Here is an 18,721-nt window from a genome sequence, read left to right as displayed (position 1 = left end):
CTCCGCAATTACCTAAAGGACATAAGCTGAGGATTATTCCCCAACACGCTCTAAGTCATTGAGGGAATGTCCGTACTACAGTTCGTAGCGCGCCGTCTGTCCGGGCTCTGCATACCACCCCGCTGGGGTTTCTTTCTCAGGAGCGCGCCGAAGCGCTTGCCCAGGCTACGGCAAGTGCCGAATGATGAAGTTCTTTAACGGGTTCTTCTTGATAATAGTCGCCAGTTGCCCGTTGGCGTACTGGTACTCGTCTTCGCGACCGGCGCGCTGGGCGTGGTAGTGGTCGGCCCGCCTGGGTTGCACCCGGAAGTAGTCGCCGAAGTATTCGGTAAAGGCCCGTTGCCGCCCCCGGGGCTCGCCGAAGAACATGTCCGTCACCGTGTAGGTGATTGGCTGCGTTTCGGTGCCGCGGTACTGGTGCTTGTACTGGTTGGCGACGATGTCGTAATGGTCGCCCTTCCACTCCGTGCGGGAGGAAAAGTCGCCCTGGTTGGTGTGGGCCTCCACCGTAGAAAGCAGCAGCTGCCCGTTTCGCACCTGGTTGATAACCTTGTAGTACACCTTCAGGTGATATACCAGGAAGTTAACCTGCACGTCGCTCACCAGGGTACAGCGTACGTCGGTGCTGCTCAGCGGCGTGCGGGTGGCCGTCATCGTGCCCACCCGTACGCCGGCCACCTCGATGGCGTAGCGCCGGGTTTCCTCCGGTATGGGTTTGGCTCCCGTTGACTGGGCAGGCGCGGGACGCAGCAATAAGGCCAGGGCCAGCAGCAAGCCCCACGCACGCCCCTGCTTACTGCTCATTGAGCTTCCAGTTGTAGTCGAGGTAGGTAATCTTGGCCGTGGGCGACATCGGCGTGGCAGCGTACTTGTTGACCCACTTCGCCACCGACTGGCCGTTCTTGCTCCAGTCGCCCTTGTACCAATCGAAGTACTTGGAAAGCTGCGCGCCTTCCTTGCTAACCTTGTTCTTGGCCGGATCGTTTAGGAAGTCGCGGCCCTGGTCGTCGAGCTGCTGGTTGAGCTTGGCGGCGGTGTAAGCTTCGTTGCGCAGGCGCGGACAGGAAATCGACGCGCACACCAGGGCGAAGTGGATGCGCGGGTCGTCGTACTGCTTGCGCAACGTGCCGTGCTCGATGTCGTCCAAACTCATCTTCTTGCCGCCGATGCTGAAAAACTCCGCCGCCCAGGGCGTGGTCACGAAGGGAATCTTGATTTTCGAGCCAATGTCCTTGATGCTCGCCACCGGGTAGTGGCTCAGAATCAGTTTGATGGTGTAGGCGTTGTAGGCGTTGATCCAGTACGCCATCTGCTCGGCTTGGCTCCAGTTGGCGGCCGGCGGGTTCTTGCTCAGCCGGTCGAGGTACTGGTTCAGCTCTTGTTGGTCACTCTTCCACGCCTTGTAGTTGACGAGTCCTTTGTCGGTAACGTACTTCTTGAGCAGACGGTCGTAGGCCGCATGATCAACCGGGGCAGCAGGTGTCGTCAGTTCCGGCCCGGGGGCAGGAGCCACGAAGGCTGCCAGCGGGGCGCCCACGGCGCTTGCCAGCAGGATGGTCAGGATAATTCGGCGCATAGCGGTACGGTTGAGTACGCATGTACGAGAACAAAGCCCGCAGAAGATTGCCGCCGGGGCAATCTTTCGAGCCAGGCAATTCCGTATGGGTGTAAACGCTTCTACGCCGCATGCTTCTAACCACTACGCTGCTCGGCCTTTCCAGCTGGCATACGCCGCCCGACAGCGTACCCAAACGCGTGTCCGTGTTTCCGCTGCCGGTGGTGTACTATACCCCCGAAACGCGGCTGGCGTTTGGCGCGGCGGCCACGGCCACCCTACGCTTCCGCCGCGACGCGGGCGACAGCACGGCCCGTCCCTCGCAGCTGACCTTCGGCGTGGCGTACACCCAGAACCGGCAGCTGCTCGTGTACCTGCCGTTCCAGCTGTTCTACGACCACAACCGCTACTACGCCTACGGCGAAGCCGGGTACTACCGCTACAGCTACTACTTCTTCGGCGTAGGCGAGCGGGCGGTATCGAAAGAGCTGTACGGCGTCAACTTCCCCCGCATCCGCGTCAACGCGTTCCGCCGCATCGTGCCCAGCTGGCAACGCGGCAAGCTGTACGCCGGTCTGCGGTATCAGTACGAAGACTACGATGTTACCCACGTAGTGCCCGATGGTGAGCTGGCCAGCGGCCAGGTGCCCGGTGGGAGGGGCAGCCGGCTCACCGGCGGCGGGTTGGGGCTGTTCTTCGACGCCCGCGACCGGGTGTTTTTCCCGACGCGGGGCGTGGTAGCCGACGTGGCCTACCTGCACCGCAACCGGGCCGCAGGCGCCGGGGCGGCCGGCAAAACCACCCGCTTCAGCCGCCTTTCCGCCGACGTGTCGTCGTACCATCGCCTCACGCCGCGCACCATCTTGGCCCTGAACTACTTTGTGAGCTACACGGCTGGTACCGCGCCCTTCAATGCCCTCTCGCTGCTGGGCGGCACCAAGCGCCTGCGCGGCTACTACGAAGGCCGCTACCGCGACCAGAACGCGGCCGTGCTGCAGTCGGAGCTGCGGCTGCCGGTCTACAAGCGCTTGGGGGCCGTGGTCTTCGGCGGGGTGGGTGTGTTGGGCAATGAGCGAGAGGTGCTGCGCCTGGACGCGCCCAAGGCTGCGTACGGCGCCGGGCTGCGCTTCACCGTCAACCGCCGCGACCATCTGAACCTGCGGCTCGACTACGGCTGGGGCCGACAATCCAGCGGCTTGTACATCACCATCGGCGAAGCTTTTTAACCATCTTCCGGCCCCCGACCGTTCTCCCGCCCGCATTCCCCCGCTATGCACATCAGCGTCATCATTCCCACCTATAACGAAGTCAACAACATCGGGCGGCTGGTGCAGGAGCTGCGCCGGCACGACCCCGGTCACGACGTGGAAATCATCGTCGTCGACGCCGGCAGCCCGGACGGCACCGCCGAAGCGGCCCGCCACGCCGGGGCCACGGTGCTGCTCTCGCCGAAGCCGGGCCGGGCCTGCCAGATGAATCATGGCGCCCGGCACGCGGGCGGCGACATCCTCTACTTCGTGCACGCCGACGTGCAGATCCATCCCGGCTACGTCACCACCGTCCGGCGGGCCGTGCGCGACGGGTACCCGGCCGGCTGCTACCGCTTCCGCTTCGATTCCCCGCACCCGCTGCTGCGCATCAACAGCTACGGCACCCGCTTCGAGGGCCTGATGAGCCGCGGCGGCGACCAGACTTTGTTCATCACGCGCGGCCTGTTCGAGCAATTAGGGGGCTTCGATGAGCACTACTGCATCATGGAGGACTTCGACATGATCCGGCGCATCCGCCAAACCGCTTCGTTCCTGGTCGTGCCCCAGGACGTGGTGGTGTCGGCCCGCAAGTACGAAACCAACAGCTGGCTGCGGGTGCAGCTGGCGAATCTGACGGCTTTTTCCCTGTTCTTTCTGAAGGTGCCGCCCCCGCGTATCGCGCGCACCTACAAAGCCCTGCTCAACTACCGCTGAGGATGGCGCAGCGCGTACTCGTAACTGGTGCCGGCGGCTTTTTGGGACGCCACCTCGTGCAGCAGCTCCTGCACCAAGGCTACGCCGTGCGCGCCTTGCTGCACCGACCGCTGACGGGGGCCGTCGGCGAGCCTGACTTTCCGGCCAGCGTCGAGTGCGTACTGGGCGACATCTGCCGGCCCGAAACGGTAGCCCACGCCGCCGATGGGTGCTGGGGCATCATCCACGCGGCCGCGCTGGCGCAGGTAAACCCGGCACGTAACCCGGCGGTGTGGGCGGTAAACCACGGCGGCACCGCAACCGTGCTGCAGCTGGCCCGGCAAGCCGCGGTGCAGCGCTTTGTGTACGTGGGCACGGCCAATGTCTTCGGCTTCGGCACGCTGACCCGGCCCGGCAACGAAACCCACCCCTTCGCCGGCCAGTGTTACGGCCTCGACTACATGGACAGCAAACGGGCCGCGACCGAGCTGGTCGAGCGGGCCGTGCGCGAGTGGCAGCTGCCGGCGGTGCTGGTGCATCCCACGTTCATGCTCGGCCCCGGCGACGCCAAGCCTACTTCCAACGCGCTGGTCCTGGAATTGCTGCGCGGCACGGTGCCGGGCTACCCGGCCGGCGGCAAGAACTACGTGCACGTGCAGGACGTGGCCGTGGCCGCCGTCAACGCCCTGACGCAGGGCCGCGTGGGCGAATCCTACGTGCTGGGCCACCAGAACCTGACCTACCGCGACGCGTTCCGGCTGATAGCCGGGGTACTGGGTGTCCTGCCGCCGCGCTGGCCCATTCCGACGTCCCTGGCCCGGCTGTATGGCACCGCCACTCTGCTCGGCGCCCGGCTCACGGGCCGCCCCGGCCGGCTGAACCCGGCAATGGTAGCCGTGGCGGCCGACGGACATTACTTCGACGCGGCCAAAGCACGGGCCGAGCTGAGCTTGCCGCAAACGCCCATCGCGCAGGCGGTAGCCGACGCGTACGACTGGTTTAAAATGCACCGCTATGTCTGACCACTCCTCTTCTCCTGCCCCGGGCAGCGCTCCCGTAACGGTGCTGGGCCAAGCACCGCCGGCCCACCGGCCGGGCGTTTTCACCAGGCAGGTCGCGCTGGTGACCGGCTCCGAATCGGGCATCGGGCGGGAAACGGCGCGGCTCTTGTGCCAGCAGGGCGCCGCAGTGGTGCTCAACGGGCGTAACCCCGAGCGGCTGCGGCACACCTGCGAGGCGTTCGAAGCCGCGGGCTACGCCGTGGTCAGCTGCGTGGCCGACGTGACCGACTACGCCAGCTGCCAGCGCCTCGTGGACACCGCCCTGCAGGCGTTCGGACGGCTGGATATTGTCGTTGCCAACGCCTGCATTTCGCAGCGGGCTTACTTCGTGGACATGCAGCCGGAGGTGTTCCGGCAGGTGCTCGACAGCAACGTGTACGGGGCCGTGTACCCGCTCATGGCGGCATTGCCGGCCCTGACCCACTCGCGCGGCAGCGTCACGTTCATCTCGTCCATCTCGGCGCTAAACGGCATGCCCAGCGGCTCGGCCTACTGTGCCGGCAAGGCCGCCCTGGCGAACCTGGCGCACACCCTGCGGCTGGAGCTGGCCAGTACCGGCATTCACCTGGGCGTGGTACACATCGGCTTCACCCAGAACGACCCCGAAAAGCGGGTATTGGACGCCAGCGGGCAGCCCGTGCCAATTGCTTACCGGCCGCCGCGTTGGCAGAAGTCGCAGGTGGAAGTGGCCGGCCTCATCCTGCGCCACATCCGCCGTCGCCGGCAACGCACCGTGATTTCCGCGTTGGGTTGGGTAATTCTGCTGGTTCACACGTATTTACCCCGCTTGGGAGACTGGTTCGTGCGCACCAGCTTCCGCCGGTTTCGGCACTGGTACGAGTGACAATCTGTTTGCGGCACCTTCTCGTACGTACTCCTCCTGCTTACTTCACCTTCGTCATTCCCATGGGAAAGACGTACTACAACCCTACCTAGCCAAATCTGGCAACATCACCGGGTGGCAGCCCGAGATGGGCCGCAAGTTTTTCGACTACTAGGCGAAGTTTTCGAGGAGGGCGCCCTCTCGGAGCGCGATAAGACCAAGGAAATCAGCATGTAATTTGGCCGTCGGCGTCACTCCTCGCCGGCGGCAACCCACGACATTATGAAGTCACTCAAGGCCACGGGCCACCAACTGGCAGAACCTACCTTTCAGCTCACCGTGCTGCGCCAAGAGGTCGTGGATACGCTGCACCTGCCCGCTTTCCACGAGAAGCTGCGCGAGGCCGGCCTGTTGCCGCTCTCGCCCGTAGCGCCGGCCGTGCTGCAGATCAACGTGGGCAAGATGTGCAACCAGGTGTGTAAGCACTGCCACGTCGATGCTGGGCCCGACCGCAAGGAAATCATGACGCGCGAAACGATGCAGCTCTGCCTCGACGTCCTGGCCCAGACCGACATTCCCACCGTCGACCTGACCGGCGGCGCGCCGGAGATGAACCCCGACTTCCGCTGGTTTGTGGAGCAGATTCGCGCCTTAGGCCGCCACATCATCGTGCGCTGCAACCTGACCATCATCGTCGCCAACAAGAAGTACCACGACCTGCCCGAGTTCTTCAAAGCCCACGGCGTGGAAGTCGTCAGCTCTTTGCCCTTCTACACGGCCGCCAAAACTGACAGCCAGCGCGGCGACGGGGTGTTTGAGGATTCCATCCGGGCGCTGAAGATGCTCAACGCCGTGGGCTACGGGCAGGAAGGCACGGGCCTGGTGCTGAACCTGGTCTACAACCCGGCCGGCGCGTTCCTGCCGGGCAGCCAGAAGGGGCTGCAGGAGCAGTTCAAGCGCATGCTGCTCAAAGACCACGGCATCGTGTTCAACGAACTGTACGCCATCACCAACCTTCCCGTCAGCCGCTACCTGGACTACCTCATCGAGTCGGGCAATTACGCGGGCTACATGGAGAAGCTGGTCAACGCCTTCAACCCGGTAGCCGCCGCCGGCGTGATGTGCCGCAACACCCTCTCGGTGAGTTGGGACGGCTACCTCTACGACTGCGACTTCAACCAGATGCTGGACCTGAAAGTCGCCAGCCCCGTGCGCCACATCCGCGACTTCGATGCCGCCGCCCTGGCCGAGCGCGCCGTGGTGGTCAATCAGCACTGCTACGGCTGCACGGCCGGTAGCGGCTCTAGTTGTGGAGGAGCAACGGCCTGAACAAGGGACGTCTACGTTCTACATTTCTTGGATACAAAGTGTTACAGCGTAATGGGCCGGCCCTGCAAAGCCTTTTCTGCTTCTGGCAAAATTTCGCAGTTGTCCCAGATGCCCGTTAGGAGCGTCTGAGCATAGGAAACGGGGAGCCCGTTAGCCCGCATCAACTGTTGCGCCTTGCCGTTGTCGTAGGTAAAGGCGTGAAAGGTGTATGTAAGCTGGCCATGGGTATCATCGAGCAGCAGGTACCATACCCGCGGGGTGCCATCGTTGGCGGGCATCCCAATCACGCCCGCGTTGAGCCAGCATAGCCCGGCTCGCGCATCGGCAAAGGGTAGACCGGCGTGGCCGGCCAATATCACCTCGGCCCCAGTAGCGGCAAAGCTGGTTTCTTTTACCGGCCAAGGGGTAGATGCAAACACAAAATCGGCAATGCCAGTGGCCGCCCCGTGCAGCACGGCTACCGCCTTGCCCGCATACCGGAGAGACAACTGAAGCGGCAGGGTAGCCAGCCAGGCGACCGAGCCGGCCGACAGGTTCCGCACCGCGTAGGGAAACCAGGCGCGAGACAACAGGTCGCACCGGCTGCCCTCGGCGAAGTTGCAGCCGCAGTCGTCTTCGCCCCGGATGATGTTCTGTTCTACATTGCCCTGAATGGCGTGTACCCCCCACTCTTTCACAAACTGCACCGCTGCTTCGGGTTGGGCGCAGTAGCCCACGATGTCGCCGGTGCAGATGATGTTGCCAGCTGGAATCTGCAGCTGGTCGGCAATGTCTTTGAGCGTCTCCAGGGCTTGTAGGTTCGAGTAAGGCCCTCCGAAAACGAGCAGCCTGCCGCTTCGCGGGCCCAGGTTTTTGGGGATTGGACTATCCATGACGGGGCGATTTTCGGAGAAGTGTACAGAGCCCGAATACTCCGAAACAGTAAGCCGACGTAATCAGGTTTGTGCTGAGCAGCGCCCCGTATTTGCCGTCGCCCAGATGCAGGGCATCGGGCAGGGGAAACAGCGTGAGCAAGCCGCCCAGCACCAGCCCGCCCACTACCGACAGGTGAAAGGCCAGGCGCGGGACGGGCACGTTCCAGAACAAAAACACGGGTGCTAGGCCCAGCACCAGCGTCCCGCTGATGGTGGTAGCCGACAGAATGGCGGGATTAAAAAATACCGGGATGGTGCCCAGTACCGTCAACACCACCATGGCCCACCGGCCTCTCGATACGCTGGGCACGGCCGCTTTGCTCAAGTCAATGCTGATGAGTTTGGAAAACGAGGCCATGGCCGAATCGAGGGTCGACGAGGCCGAGGTAACCATGATGAGGTTCATCAGCAGCAGCATGGGCACGCCGAAGTACCGCGCCACGGCCACCGGGGCTTCGCCGGTCAGGGCGTTGAGCTTGGCGAAGATGCCCACGAAGCTAAAAAAGATGATGCAGCCCGAGCCGATAGCTCCCGCCCAGAGGTAGGACGTGAGCGTAGTGCGCGTATCGGAGATGAACCCCCGGTCGGTGAGAACCGGGTCGTGAAAGGGGTAGCTGAAGCACTGCACCAATGCCACCAGCAGCAAATCGACGCCCTGCCCCAAGGTCCATTCTCCGCTGCGCAGAAAAGGCTTCAGACTGCCCCCGTACTGCGGCAGAATGAAGCCCAGAATAACCGTGAGCAACCCCACAAAGAGCGAGAGTTGAATCACGTCGGTCATAATCGAGCTGCTCATGCCGCCCTTGAGCGTGTAGGCCAGCGTCAGCAGGGTAAACACCACAATGGCGACGTAGTAATGGGTCGTGCCCTGCTCGCCAAAATAAGAGCCGATGACGATGGTGTTGGACCAGATTTCGTTGTAGAGCCGAATGATAATCAGCAGGGTAAAGACGACCACTGCCCCCGCCCCATACTTCGATTCCAGAAAATGGTGGATGCTGCGGTAGCCGCCTTTGTTGCGCATGGCGACGATGACAAAACCGGCCACCAGAAACGACAGGTAGTACCCCGCGTAGGCCACGCCCCCCACCAAACCAAAGCTTTGGCCCAGGTTGGCGGCATTGGTGATGGACTTGGCAAACAGCCAGGAAATGACCAGACTACTCGTCAGAAAAACCGCATTGGGCGTACGCTCTTTGCGGGCTCCTCTGAAAAACTCGGGCGCAGTGCGGGACAGCGGCGAGACGAAAAACAGCGTGACGCTGGAGGCCAGCACCAACGCCCACTGCAACAGGGGTATACTCATACAGGGATGATCAGCGGGCCCACCACACGGGAGCGTTGATGCTGTTGTTCTGGGTGTTGGCAGCCGCTATGTTGTACTGCGCCGCGTTCAGCGCACTTTCCGTGGCGGGGTAAGGCATGCGCACGGGAACCAGCCCGTTGTTGAGGCTGGCCGACACCGTTTTCAGGCGCGGGAACCCCGTCCGGCGGTACTCCGTCCAGCCTTCGTAGCCGTTGTTGATGTTGTGCAGCCATTTCTGCGTCAGGATCTGCTCAATGGGGTTTTGACCGTTCTGGCCGTACGCCACCCGGCTGCCGGTGAGGTAACCGGTGGGCAGCACCGTTCCCCAGTAGTCAAACGATTGGGTGATGCCCTGCTCATACAAGGTCCTTGCCGAGGCGGATATCAGGTTCCGCTCGGCGGCTTCGGCCAACCAGAAACTGGTTTCGGCCGCAGTCATGTAGTTGGCGGACAGCCGGTCCGAGTTTTCCCGGAAGATGGTCCCCGTCAGCGAGTAATCGGCTACCGAAATCGAGAGCCGGGAAGCATCGGGTCCGTTCAGCAGGCCGCGGTAGGTACCCGGATTGGCCGCCGTTGGGCGAAAATACGTCGCTATCCGCGGGTCGCTCAGCCCCGTAAGCAGCTCCTCGCTGGTTTTGGACATGATAAACAGGTTGTAGTCACCGATGCGGGCGGTGGCCATCCGGAAATTATTGGGCTGGGACAGTGAGAACCGGAAGGCGGCATTGTCCGCATTCGCCTGGATGTAGTTTCCCTCGGTGACAACTCGTTGCAGGGCCGCTTGCACGTTTACCTTGCGCGATATGCGCATCAGGTATTTAATCTTCAACGAGTTGGCAAACTGTACCCATTTGCTGCGGTTGCCCCCGTACAGCACATCACCGTCGAGCGCCGTCGTGCCGGTGTAGCCGTTGATGGAGGCAATACCATTGTCCAGGTTGTCGAGGATGCCGCCGGGCGCCGTGTAGATGGATTCCTGCGTGTCGTAGGCCGGCGTAATCACTCCCGCTTTGCCCTGTAGCGCCTGGCTGTAGGGAACGTCGCCGTACAGGTCCGTCAGCGTGGCGGCCAGGTAGGCTTTCATGATCAGGGCCGGCCCTTCGTACACCCCGAAAGCAGGATTCGAGCGCGCTTTCTGCAGCAGAATCTCGTTGTCGCGCAGGTTGCTGTACAGAAACGGCCAGGGGTTGCCGCCGTACTGCGGTTCACTCAGGCTGTGCCGGTCGAAGAGGTTGAAGTCGATGGCCGTGAAGTATTGGCCCAGCAGGTTGCCGGCGACGAAGGCTTCGTAGGACATCTGCTCGCCGTAGTCGAAGATGATTTTGCGCAGCAGCAGCGACGGTTGCACGTCGACCGGCGCGTTGGGGTTCGTGTTGATTTCCTCGAAGTTGTCCGTACAGGCGGGCAGCAAGCCCACCAGCGCGGCCAGCAGCAGGAGGCTATATAATTTCCGTTTCATGTGCGGGTGGAGCTTAGAAGTTCGCGCTGAGCTTCACGCCCACATTGCGGGTGGTGGGGTAGCTCATGTCCTCGACGCCGGTCTGCAGCTGGTTTTGCTGGAACGAGGTCTGCTCGGGGTCGAAGTGTGGAATATGCGACAGGGCCACTAGGTTCCGGCCTACCAGGGCCACGGTCAGCCGCTGCGCCCGCAGCTTTTTGGTTAGCCAGGCCGTTTCGGGCAGGCTGTAGCCGATGGTGAATTCCCGCAGCTTGACGTACGACGCATCGTAGGTGCTATTCTCCTCGTTGTTGCGGTCGTAATACATCCGGTAGTAGGTTTCGGCCGGAATGGCGCGGGTATTGGGCTGGTAGTTCGGGTTGTCGGCCGTGCCGGTATTCACCACGCCTTGGGCCACGATGCCCGCATCGGGCCGGTCGGCCGTTTCAATCAGCTGCCCCGCCACGCCGGCCAGGGCCAGCGTCCGCGACACCAGAATGCCACCCTGCCGCCAGTCGAGCAGAAAGCCCGCGTTCCAGTTCCGGTAGCTAAACTGGTTCGAGAGGCCCACCATGAAGTCGGGGTTGTAGTTGCCCAGCTTCTTCAGGGTGTTGTCGGCAATGTACTGCCCGTTGCTGCCCACAACAAAGTCGCCCTGGGCGTTGCGCAGGTAGCCCGTGCCCCACATGTCGCCCATCCGGTCGCCCTGCCGCACCTGGTACCAGACGGTCTGGTTTACGTTGTCGTAGATGCGGTTGTAGCCCAGCGTCAGGGTGCCGGCTTCTTCGGGCAAGGACACCACGTTGGTCCGGTTCCGGCTGAAATTCAGGGTCGCATTCCACCGGAAGCGGTTCGTCTGCACGGGCGTGGCACTGACCACCGCCTCGATGCCCCGCGACCGGACTTCCCCGCCGTTGATGACCCGTTCGCTGTAGCCCGTCGGGATGGCAATGGGCAGCGACAGAATCTGGTTGCGGGTGCGGGCGTCGTAATAGGTCAGGTCGACCCCCAACCGGTCGTTGAAGAAGCGGACATCGGCCCCGGCTTCCAGCGAGGTAATCGACTCCGGCTTCAGGTTGGTATTGGCAATGGTGCTCTGGTCGCTGAATGCCGGCTGCGAAAAAACCGGGTTCCGGGCGTTGTACACCCCCGCGGTCTGGTAGGGACTGGTGTCGTTGCCGACGTTGGCGGCGCTGGCCCGTACTTTGGCAAAGGACACGGCCGCGGGCAGCTGGAACTGATTCGACAGCACCCAGCTGGCCGATACCGAGGGGTAAAAGAAGGACGTATTGGCCGTAGAGGTGGGCGTAGCCAGGGCGCTCGACCAGTCGTTGCGCCCGGTAACGTCGACAAACAAGACGTCTTTAAAACCCAGCTTGGCCAGGGCATACAGGCTGTTGATGCGCTTGCGGCCACTCTGCTGGTAGACCTCCACCGGCGAAGCGGCGTTGTTGAGCTTGAACACGCCCGGCTGCGCCAGCGTCAGGGCCTGGTATTGGTCGAACGAGGCCAGCTGGTCCATGCGGTTGCCCCCGGCCGATACGTCGAGCGACAGGGGTCCCAGGCTGCGGGCGTAGTTCAGCAGGAAGTCGGTATTGATTTCCCGGAAGAAAACGGCGTTTTCGGCGTACGCGCCGTTTTTGAAGCGGTTGCTGCTGAAGGCCCGCCGAAACTGGCGGTTCTCAGTGGAGTAATCCATGCTACTGCGCACCATCAGCGTCAGGTTGTTGGCCAATTCGGCCGTGAGGGCTAGGTTACCGATGAGTCGGTCGCGGGTAAAGGAATTTCGGTTTTCGTAGAGCGTGAAATACGGGTTGTCGAAGTAGGTGTAGTTGTAGGAGAACTGCTGAATGCCCTCCAGCCCCGGCTGCCAGTACTGCTTCATGGGGTTGACATCGGTTTGCCGGCCCAGCCAGGCACTCAGGGCGTAGTTGGTGTTTTCCGAACCGTACTTGGTAGCGGGGCGGTTGGCGCTGCCGCTGTTAATGTAGTTGAGTGAAGAGCTGATTTTCAGCCACCTCGCAGGGTCAAACTGCAGCCGGGCGGCCAGCGTTTTGCGCTTGAGGTCCACCCCCGGGATAATCGACTGGCTGTTGAGGTCCGTGTAGGAAAGCCGGTAGCTGCCTTTCTCGTAGTCGCCCGCAACCGCCAGGTTGTTGATAGCCGTATGCCCCGTCTGATAAAAATCGCGCAGGTTGTTGGGGTGCGACACAAACGGCGTCGGAGTGATGGGCAGTCCGCTGTAGAGCCGCGTGTCGGCGCCGCGCACCACCCGGCCGTCGGGCAGGGTCACGGGGCTGTCGTACTGCGGAATCAGCAGGCCCGCGTCCAGCCGGGGGCCGTAGCTGTACGAGATGTTATCGTTGATGCCCCCGCCCAGGCCGTCGCCATATTTGAACGCCCCGCTGTTGCCCTGCCCGTAGGTGTTCTGGAAGCGGGGCAGCTGAAACGGTTGCTCGGCGTAGAAGGTGCTATTGAAGCTAACGCCAATGCCTTTGCCCGCCGACGACCCGTCTTTGGTCGTAATCAAGATGACTCCATTGGAGGCCCGGGTGCCATACAGGGCGGCCGCGCTGGGTCCTTTCAGCACCGACACCGCCGCCACGTCGTCGGGGTTGATTTCCCCCGCCCCGTTGCCGAAATCGATTTCCTGAAACCCGTTGGCATCGTCGTTGACGCGGTTGACCACCGTGGCGTTGTTTATCACGATACCGTCGACTACAAAGAGAGGATTGTTGTCAGTGAACGACGATTCGCCTCGGATGGTAATGCGCGACGACGCCCCCACCCCGGTGGAGCCCGCTGTGACCATGACGCCCGCCACCTTGCCCGCCAGATTATCGAGGAAGTTGGACGCCTTTACCTCGCTGACCTGCTGGCCCTCTACCTTCTGCACCGCGTAGCCCAGGCTCTGGGCGTTGCGCTCCAGCCCCAGGGCCGTGACGACAACCTCATTGAGCGAAAGGCCCGCCACCAGTTTAACCGTCACTTTGTCTTGACCCGTGTACTGGATCTTCTGCGATTCGTAGCCCAGGCTCGAAACAACAAGGGTGTCTGCGGGCTGGAGATTAGTCAGCGTGAACGTTCCCGTGGCATTCGTGAGCGTGCCCGCCTGCGTACGTTTTACCTGCACGGCGGCACCCGGTATCGGTTGGGAAAAGGCCGCGTCTACAACCTGCCCGATGAGTTTCTGGGCAACTGCAGAGACGGATAATAAGGTAAGAAAGGCAAAAAGTAGTAGGTATGCTCGCATTTAGGGGAAGTATTTGGGGAAGAAATTTCGGCAAACTACAGCGAGATGGTCTACGCGTGCGGGACAGAAGAAGGAGTTGTACTTCTTCTGTTTTAGCAACCACGACCAGTGGGGCCTTGCCCAACAAACGGCGTAAAGTCGACGATGGATTGAAGACCGAAGCACTGCTCCCTTGAATCAGGGAATTTGATATGCTGCTGCGCGCGTAAAAACACCTCAACCATAACATTTTAAAGGCTTTTGAATGTCCCAGCCGATTGAACTCGGCAGCACTGCGGCTGGCGGCTGGAAACCGCGTCCAGGCTCACCGAGAGTAGCGGCTTTATGCCCGTACCCACTCGCTGAGTGGTCGAGCATCTCATCAGTTGTATGCACTGGGATCGGTGAATTCGTTGCAAATACGAATACGAAACCAGAAGCGAAAAATCACTTTTTTTACCTATTGGCAGGCTTAAATACGCATTGCGTGGCTCTAGCCATACTAGATTACCACTAGATCCTAACGCTTAAGAAAACGGTGGTATACCTATAGTCTTTTCTGCGCCGGGAATCGCAGCGGATCATCCCGCCCCGGTCGGCGCCAGCCCTCGGATACGATGCGTGGGCTGGCGCGGCGCTTCCCCGGCAGAGTACCATTGTTGCCGCGCCCGGGCCCGCCCCGCCCTGGGGACGCCTGCTGCGCCCGGTAAAAACGGGGCTTTTTCACGCGCTTTTGCGCCCGCTTTGGAGGCGCGATGTGGGGGCGTGCGAGCCGGTGGTGAAACGGACCTACAACCGGGGCGTTTTCCGGCGCGGAAAGGTCCGGATTCCGGCCCCGGCGCGAGCGCTCGCGCCGGGGCCGGAATCCGGGCGCGATACCCGGGGCGTTTCGACGAGCAGCTCGCTGGAAACGCCGTTCTGGCCGCCCGTTTTGGCGCGCCCGTCGCCCGTGGTGGCCCGACCGCTGCACAGGCGAACGAAGCCTCGGCGCGGGGGCGGCGAGCGGGCATGAAAAAATGGGCCGCCACGACCGAGCGTGCAAAAACGGGTGGTGTCGCCCCCGCCGCAACACGGAATAGTACTACCGGTCCATGCTACTTCGACGGTTCGCACACCGGTTACTTGAGGTAGTCAGCTGTACTGTGTACACTATCAGTTGGTTATGCGAATCCGGGCGCGACTAGGGGGCGGTCGCTTGTACCGGGTCGGTGCTGGCCGCCACCCCAGGCCCCGGTTGGGCTTCCTTGGGCTTCCTTGGGGTTAGTTGGTCTTGCGTGGGCTTACGTGGGCTTGCTTGGGGTTCGGCCTCGTTTACAAAACCGATTGGGGCTTCTGTGGGCTTATTTGGGCTTGCTTGGGCTTACTTGGCCTTGCTTGGGGTTACGTGGGCTTGCGTGGGTTTGCGCGCACCGCGGAGCGCCCGCTCCGTCCGCTGCTCAAACCCACGCAAGCCCAAGTAATCCCAAGGAAACCCCAACCGAGGCCTGCGGAGGGCCCTGCACCGGGCCGAAACGCAAGGAATCGCAACTAAACCCAAGTAAACCCCAACCGGGTCTTCGCCGGGCCCCATCCGGGCGGCTGCCGCCGACACCTGCCCGCGCCCCGCCCCCGGCCGCGGGCCATTGTGGTACTTTTCCGGGCGCAACAGGGCTCGCCACCCGTGCTTTCGGCCCGGCTTTTGGTCTGCCGTGATGGGGTGTCCCGCCACCTGCGGAAACGGGGCGGCGGAACGGCCCGTTTCGGCGCGTTTTTCCCGGGCAAAAAGCCCGCCCGGAGGAGCCCCGCTCGCGTGGGCGTTCTGTCGGCGCCGCAACTGCCATCTACCGGCCCTCCGGCGGCCGTTGCCACGGGTCGGTGCCCGGCGCGAAAAACGTCGTTTCCAGGGACATGTCATCCATACTTCACGGGCGTTCACCGCGCGTGGGCGACGGATGTAGGACCTGCTGCTGAAGGCCCGCTTTCGGGGCGAAAACACCCGCGTTTGGCGGCTCGTTTTCGGCCGCCGACGACTCCAAGAACAGCGCCCGCGCATCGCGGCGAAAAACACCCGCCAAAACGGCCGTTCCGCACCTGCTTTTTACCCCGTTTGGAAGACCGCCCCAGGGCGACGAAAACGGGGTGCGGGTGGAAATGGTACTTTGCCGGGTACGCCGCCGCGAAACGGCCGGGCCGCTGGGGGCCGGCGCCGGCGCGCCAAGCAACATCAAGCAAATGCAAGCGCCATCAAGCAACTACAAGTAACATGCCGGGGGGCAAGCAACCCCAAGCGTATACAAGTAACTCCAAGCACATACAAGCGGCATCAAGTAAATGCCAGTAACACCAAGCAGATACAAGCAACATGTGAAGCGGCCGGAGCGCTCGCTCCGCGCCCGGATCAGTCCCTCCAGCAGCCGCCCAGTGGGTGAGGAAAACACCCCGAGCAGACCGCCGGCGCTCTTGCAGGAATGTCACTCATCGGCCGGCTGAAACGCATTGCAGTTCAGCGAAACGACCGTATCTGCTGCAGAACTCGGACTCCCTGTTGACATGCTGTGCGTAGAGGGAGCTATGCAGGGCCAGAAGCAGTACACGGACAAAGTCATCACGCATTTCCGCCTCTCCGAGCGGGTGCCCAAACACAATCTGTACCGGCGGCTGGACGAGCTGCTGGACTGGACCTTTCTCTACCGCGAGACCCAGCACCTGTACAGCCACACCGGGCAGCCCTCGCTCGACCCGGTGGTGTTCTTCAAGCTGCTGCTGGTGGGGCGGCTGGAGAACATCCTGAGTGATCGGCGCCTGATCGAACACTGCGCGCTGCGGCTGGACATCCTGTTGTTTCTGGGCTACGAGGTGGACGAGGACCTGCCGTGGCATTCGACCGTGAGCCGCACGCGCCAGCTCTATCCACCGGAGCTTTTCGAGCACTTGTTTGAGCGGGTGTTTGCCTTGTGCGTGGCGCAGGGGCTGGTGGCCGGCGACACGCAAGCCGTGGACTCGGCGCCGGTGAAAGCGAATGCCTCGCTGGAGCGCCTGCAGGAAAAGCTGGTGCCCACAGCGCCGGCGCACCAGCTGCGCCAGGAGGCCGCCCGCCAAGCCAAGCGGCAAGCCGGGCCCGGGCCGTTGGGCAGCACGCATCCGAAAGCGCGCGTGGTCAGCAACAAAACCCACTACAGCCCCACCGACCCGGAGGCGCGCATTTCCGTCAAGCCCGGCAAGGCGCGGGCCCTGAACTACCTCTGCAGCCTGGCTGTGGACACGGCCCGCGGCATCATCAGCCACGTGCAGGCGGACTTCGCCGACAGCCGCGACAGCCTGCATTTGCCTAGCCTGGTCACCCGGTTGCAGCCGCGCTTGCAGGCGCAGGGGCTGTGCTGGCAACACCTGTTGGCCGACGCGGGCTACTCCAACGGCTCCAATTACGCCTTCCTGGAACAGCGCGGCCTGACGCCCTGGATTCCCGTCTTCGGGCAGTACAAACCAGAAGTGGAAGGCTTCACCTACGACGTGGCCACGGACACTTACACCTGCGCGGCGGGCAAGCCACTGCCCTTTCAGAAATACGACACGAACGCCGACGGCGGCTGGCTGAAGCTCTACTGGGCCGCCTACCAAGACTGCCAGCAGTGCCCGCTCAAACCCACGTGCGCGCCCACGGCGCGGCGCAAGCAACTTACCCGCACGGCCTTCGACCCGCCCTACCGCCGCGCCTGGGCCCGGCAGCAGAGCCGGCAAGGCCAGCGTATGCGCCGCTTGCGGCAGAGCACGGTCGAGCCCGTCTTCGGCCACCTGATCCACCACTACGGCTTGCGCCGCGTGAATACCCGCGGCCGGGCGGGGGCCCACAAGACCATGTTGCTGGCGGCCGTGGCTTACAACCTAAAGAAACTGCTCAAGCACCGGCCTCGGCTCGCCGCCAGTCAAGCCCTGGCCCTGCGGCCAGAGCCATTTTGGAACTTGCCAGGCTGGCTCTATTGGTGGCCAGCGTGCAACAAAGAAACCGAACGGACTACCTCAAGTCTACCCTCCAGAGTTCTGCAACAGCCACGGCCTTTTGTCTGTACACCTCGACCGTTACCTGAACAGCACAGAGCTGAATGGCCTCCATTGCGCGCAAACGGTTCAGAAAACTTGTACAGCAATCAAAGTTCAAGTTTGCCTACCTTCGCGACGGTTAACCTGAACAAGCCCGCATGAAAATCGGCTACGCCCGCGTCTCGACCCGCGACCAGAACCTGGAACTGCAACTCGACGCCTTGACCCAGGCCGGCTGCGAGGTCATCTACCAGGAGACTGCGTCGGGCGCCACCGCCGCCCGGCCCGAGCTGGACAAGATGCTCGGACAACTCCGCAAGGGCGACACGGTGCACATCTACAAGCTCGACCGGCTGGGGCGCTCGCTCAAGCACCTGCTCGAGCTGGTCGGCGAGCTGCAGCGCCGCGGCGTGGGCCTGGTCTCCTTGACCGACGCCATCAACACCACCTCCGCCCAGGGCCGGCTCGTCTTTAACCTGTTTGCCTCGCTGGCCGAGTTCGAGCGCGAGCTCATCCGCGAGCGTACCCACGCGGGCCTCGCCGCCACCCGCAGTCGGGGCCGCGTGGGCGGACGTCGCCGCGGCCTCTCCGAGGAAGCCGAGCGCACGGCCATCGTAGCCGAGACCCTCTACAAGGAGCAGCAGCTCGGCGTCAACGAGATTGCCCAGCGCCTGCGCATCTCCAAGGTCACCCTCTACAAGTACCTGCGCTACCGCGGAGTAGCCATCCACTCCCACCGCAAATCAAGCAGTAAGTAAATGCCGGTTTTGGGCGTACAGATGCTCCTTTTTCAGGTTTTTCCCTTTAATGAACCCGTTCAGATTGCACTAGGGCCCCAGCCATCAACCGTTTAAGGCATTCTGCACGTTCGCCCATGTCTGGTGCTAGCGCAACCCCAGACCTACTATCAACCCGGACTTTCCAGCACCAACCCACGCGGCGAGCGCAATCCCTGCGGCGGTGGTTGGGCGTCCCCTATGGGCGCCGGTTGTGTAGGAATAAGACGATGCGGCGACAAGCGCGTTGGTGCGACGCATGTAAACGGCAGGGCTAAACGCGGCCTTGCGGGTCCCCAAGCATGTGGCGCTTGCGCTCGTCGACGC

The 18,721-nt window shown here is 62.7% G+C and carries 13 protein-coding genes; 7 read left to right on the top strand and 6 right to left on the bottom strand.

All coding sequences use genetic code 11. The features are described 5' to 3' along the window. Window positions 1–165: 165 nt before the first annotated feature. On the bottom strand, window positions 166–804 hold the full coding sequence (locus F0P96_RS18745; RefSeq protein WP_235917527.1) for a DUF6134 family protein: 639 nt from the start codon (window positions 802–804) through the stop codon (window positions 166–168). Further along, a complete protein-coding gene (locus F0P96_RS18740) occupies window positions 794–1,576 on the bottom strand; it encodes a DUF547 domain-containing protein (RefSeq protein ID WP_151080498.1) in 783 nt (260 codons plus the stop codon). Before F0P96_RS18740 ends, F0P96_RS18745 begins: the two co-directional genes overlap by 11 nt. 110 nt (window positions 1,577–1,686) lie before the next feature. Here F0P96_RS18740 and F0P96_RS18735 point away from each other — a divergent pair, with 110 nt between their 5' ends. From F0P96_RS18735 to arsS, 5 genes are all read left to right on the top strand, one after another. Beyond that, on the top strand, window positions 1,687–2,781 hold the full coding sequence (locus F0P96_RS18735) for a BamA/TamA family outer membrane protein (protein ID WP_151080497.1): 1,095 nt from the start codon (window positions 1,687–1,689) through the stop codon (window positions 2,779–2,781). Window positions 2,782–2,826: 45 nt separating this feature from the next. After that, window positions 2,827–3,519, top strand: a complete 693-nt coding sequence (locus F0P96_RS18730) for a TIGR04283 family arsenosugar biosynthesis glycosyltransferase (protein ID WP_151080496.1) — start codon at window positions 2,827–2,829, stop codon at window positions 3,517–3,519. A gap of 2 nt (window positions 3,520–3,521) precedes the next feature. Continuing rightward, on the top strand, window positions 3,522–4,520 hold the full coding sequence (locus F0P96_RS18725) for an NAD-dependent epimerase/dehydratase family protein (protein ID WP_151080495.1): 999 nt from the start codon (window positions 3,522–3,524) through the stop codon (window positions 4,518–4,520). Further along, the gene (locus F0P96_RS18720) at window positions 4,513–5,403 is read left to right on the top strand and encodes an SDR family NAD(P)-dependent oxidoreductase (protein ID WP_151080494.1); all 891 of its coding nucleotides are present in this window, start codon (window positions 4,513–4,515) and stop codon (window positions 5,401–5,403) included. Before F0P96_RS18725 ends, F0P96_RS18720 begins: the two co-directional genes overlap by 8 nt. Window positions 5,404–5,664: 261 nt before the next feature. Then, window positions 5,665–6,711, top strand: a complete 1,047-nt coding sequence (arsS, locus tag F0P96_RS18710; protein WP_151080493.1) for an arsenosugar biosynthesis radical SAM (seleno)protein ArsS — start codon at window positions 5,665–5,667, stop codon at window positions 6,709–6,711. Between the two features lie 41 nt (window positions 6,712–6,752). On the opposite strand, the gene F0P96_RS18705 is transcribed toward arsS, so the two are convergent. Genes F0P96_RS18705 through F0P96_RS18690 form a run of 4 tightly spaced genes read right to left on the bottom strand, consistent with a single transcriptional unit; the run spans window position 6,753 to window position 13,622 of the window. Beyond that, window positions 6,753–7,583: a metallophosphoesterase family protein gene (locus tag F0P96_RS18705; RefSeq protein ID WP_151080492.1), complete on the bottom strand. Its 831-nt coding sequence runs from the start codon at window positions 7,581–7,583 to the stop codon at window positions 6,753–6,755. Further along, entirely contained in the window at window positions 7,576–8,931 is a 1,356-nt protein-coding gene (locus F0P96_RS18700) for a sodium:solute symporter family transporter (protein ID WP_151080491.1), read from the bottom strand. Before F0P96_RS18700 ends, F0P96_RS18705 begins: the two co-directional genes overlap by 8 nt. A gap of 10 nt (window positions 8,932–8,941) precedes the next feature. Continuing rightward, a complete protein-coding gene (locus F0P96_RS18695; RefSeq protein ID WP_151080490.1) occupies window positions 8,942–10,390 on the bottom strand; it encodes a SusD/RagB family nutrient-binding outer membrane lipoprotein in 1,449 nt (482 codons plus the stop codon). A 13-nt stretch (window positions 10,391–10,403) separates the two neighbouring features. Then, window positions 10,404–13,622, bottom strand: coding sequence for a SusC/RagA family TonB-linked outer membrane protein (locus F0P96_RS18690; RefSeq protein ID WP_151080489.1), 3,219 nt, complete (start codon window positions 13,620–13,622; stop codon window positions 10,404–10,406). Between the two features lie 2,508 nt (window positions 13,623–16,130). Between F0P96_RS18690 and F0P96_RS18680 the strand changes: the two genes are divergently transcribed. Then, window positions 16,131–17,780: a transposase gene (locus tag F0P96_RS18680; protein WP_235917525.1), complete on the top strand. Its 1,650-nt coding sequence runs from the start codon at window positions 16,131–16,133 to the stop codon at window positions 17,778–17,780. Next, window positions 17,777–18,376 (top strand): recombinase family protein, encoded by a 600-nt coding sequence (locus F0P96_RS18675; protein WP_151080487.1) that lies wholly within the window; start codon window positions 17,777–17,779, stop codon window positions 18,374–18,376. The genes F0P96_RS18680 and F0P96_RS18675 overlap by 4 nt, the downstream gene beginning before the upstream one ends. Window positions 18,377–18,721: the final 345 nt, after the last annotated feature.

This window comes from Hymenobacter busanensis, from assembly GCF_008727865.1.
GTDB lineage: Bacteria > Bacteroidota > Bacteroidia > Cytophagales > Hymenobacteraceae > Solirubrum > Solirubrum busanense.
This window is presented reverse-complemented; position numbering and strand designations above follow the sequence as displayed.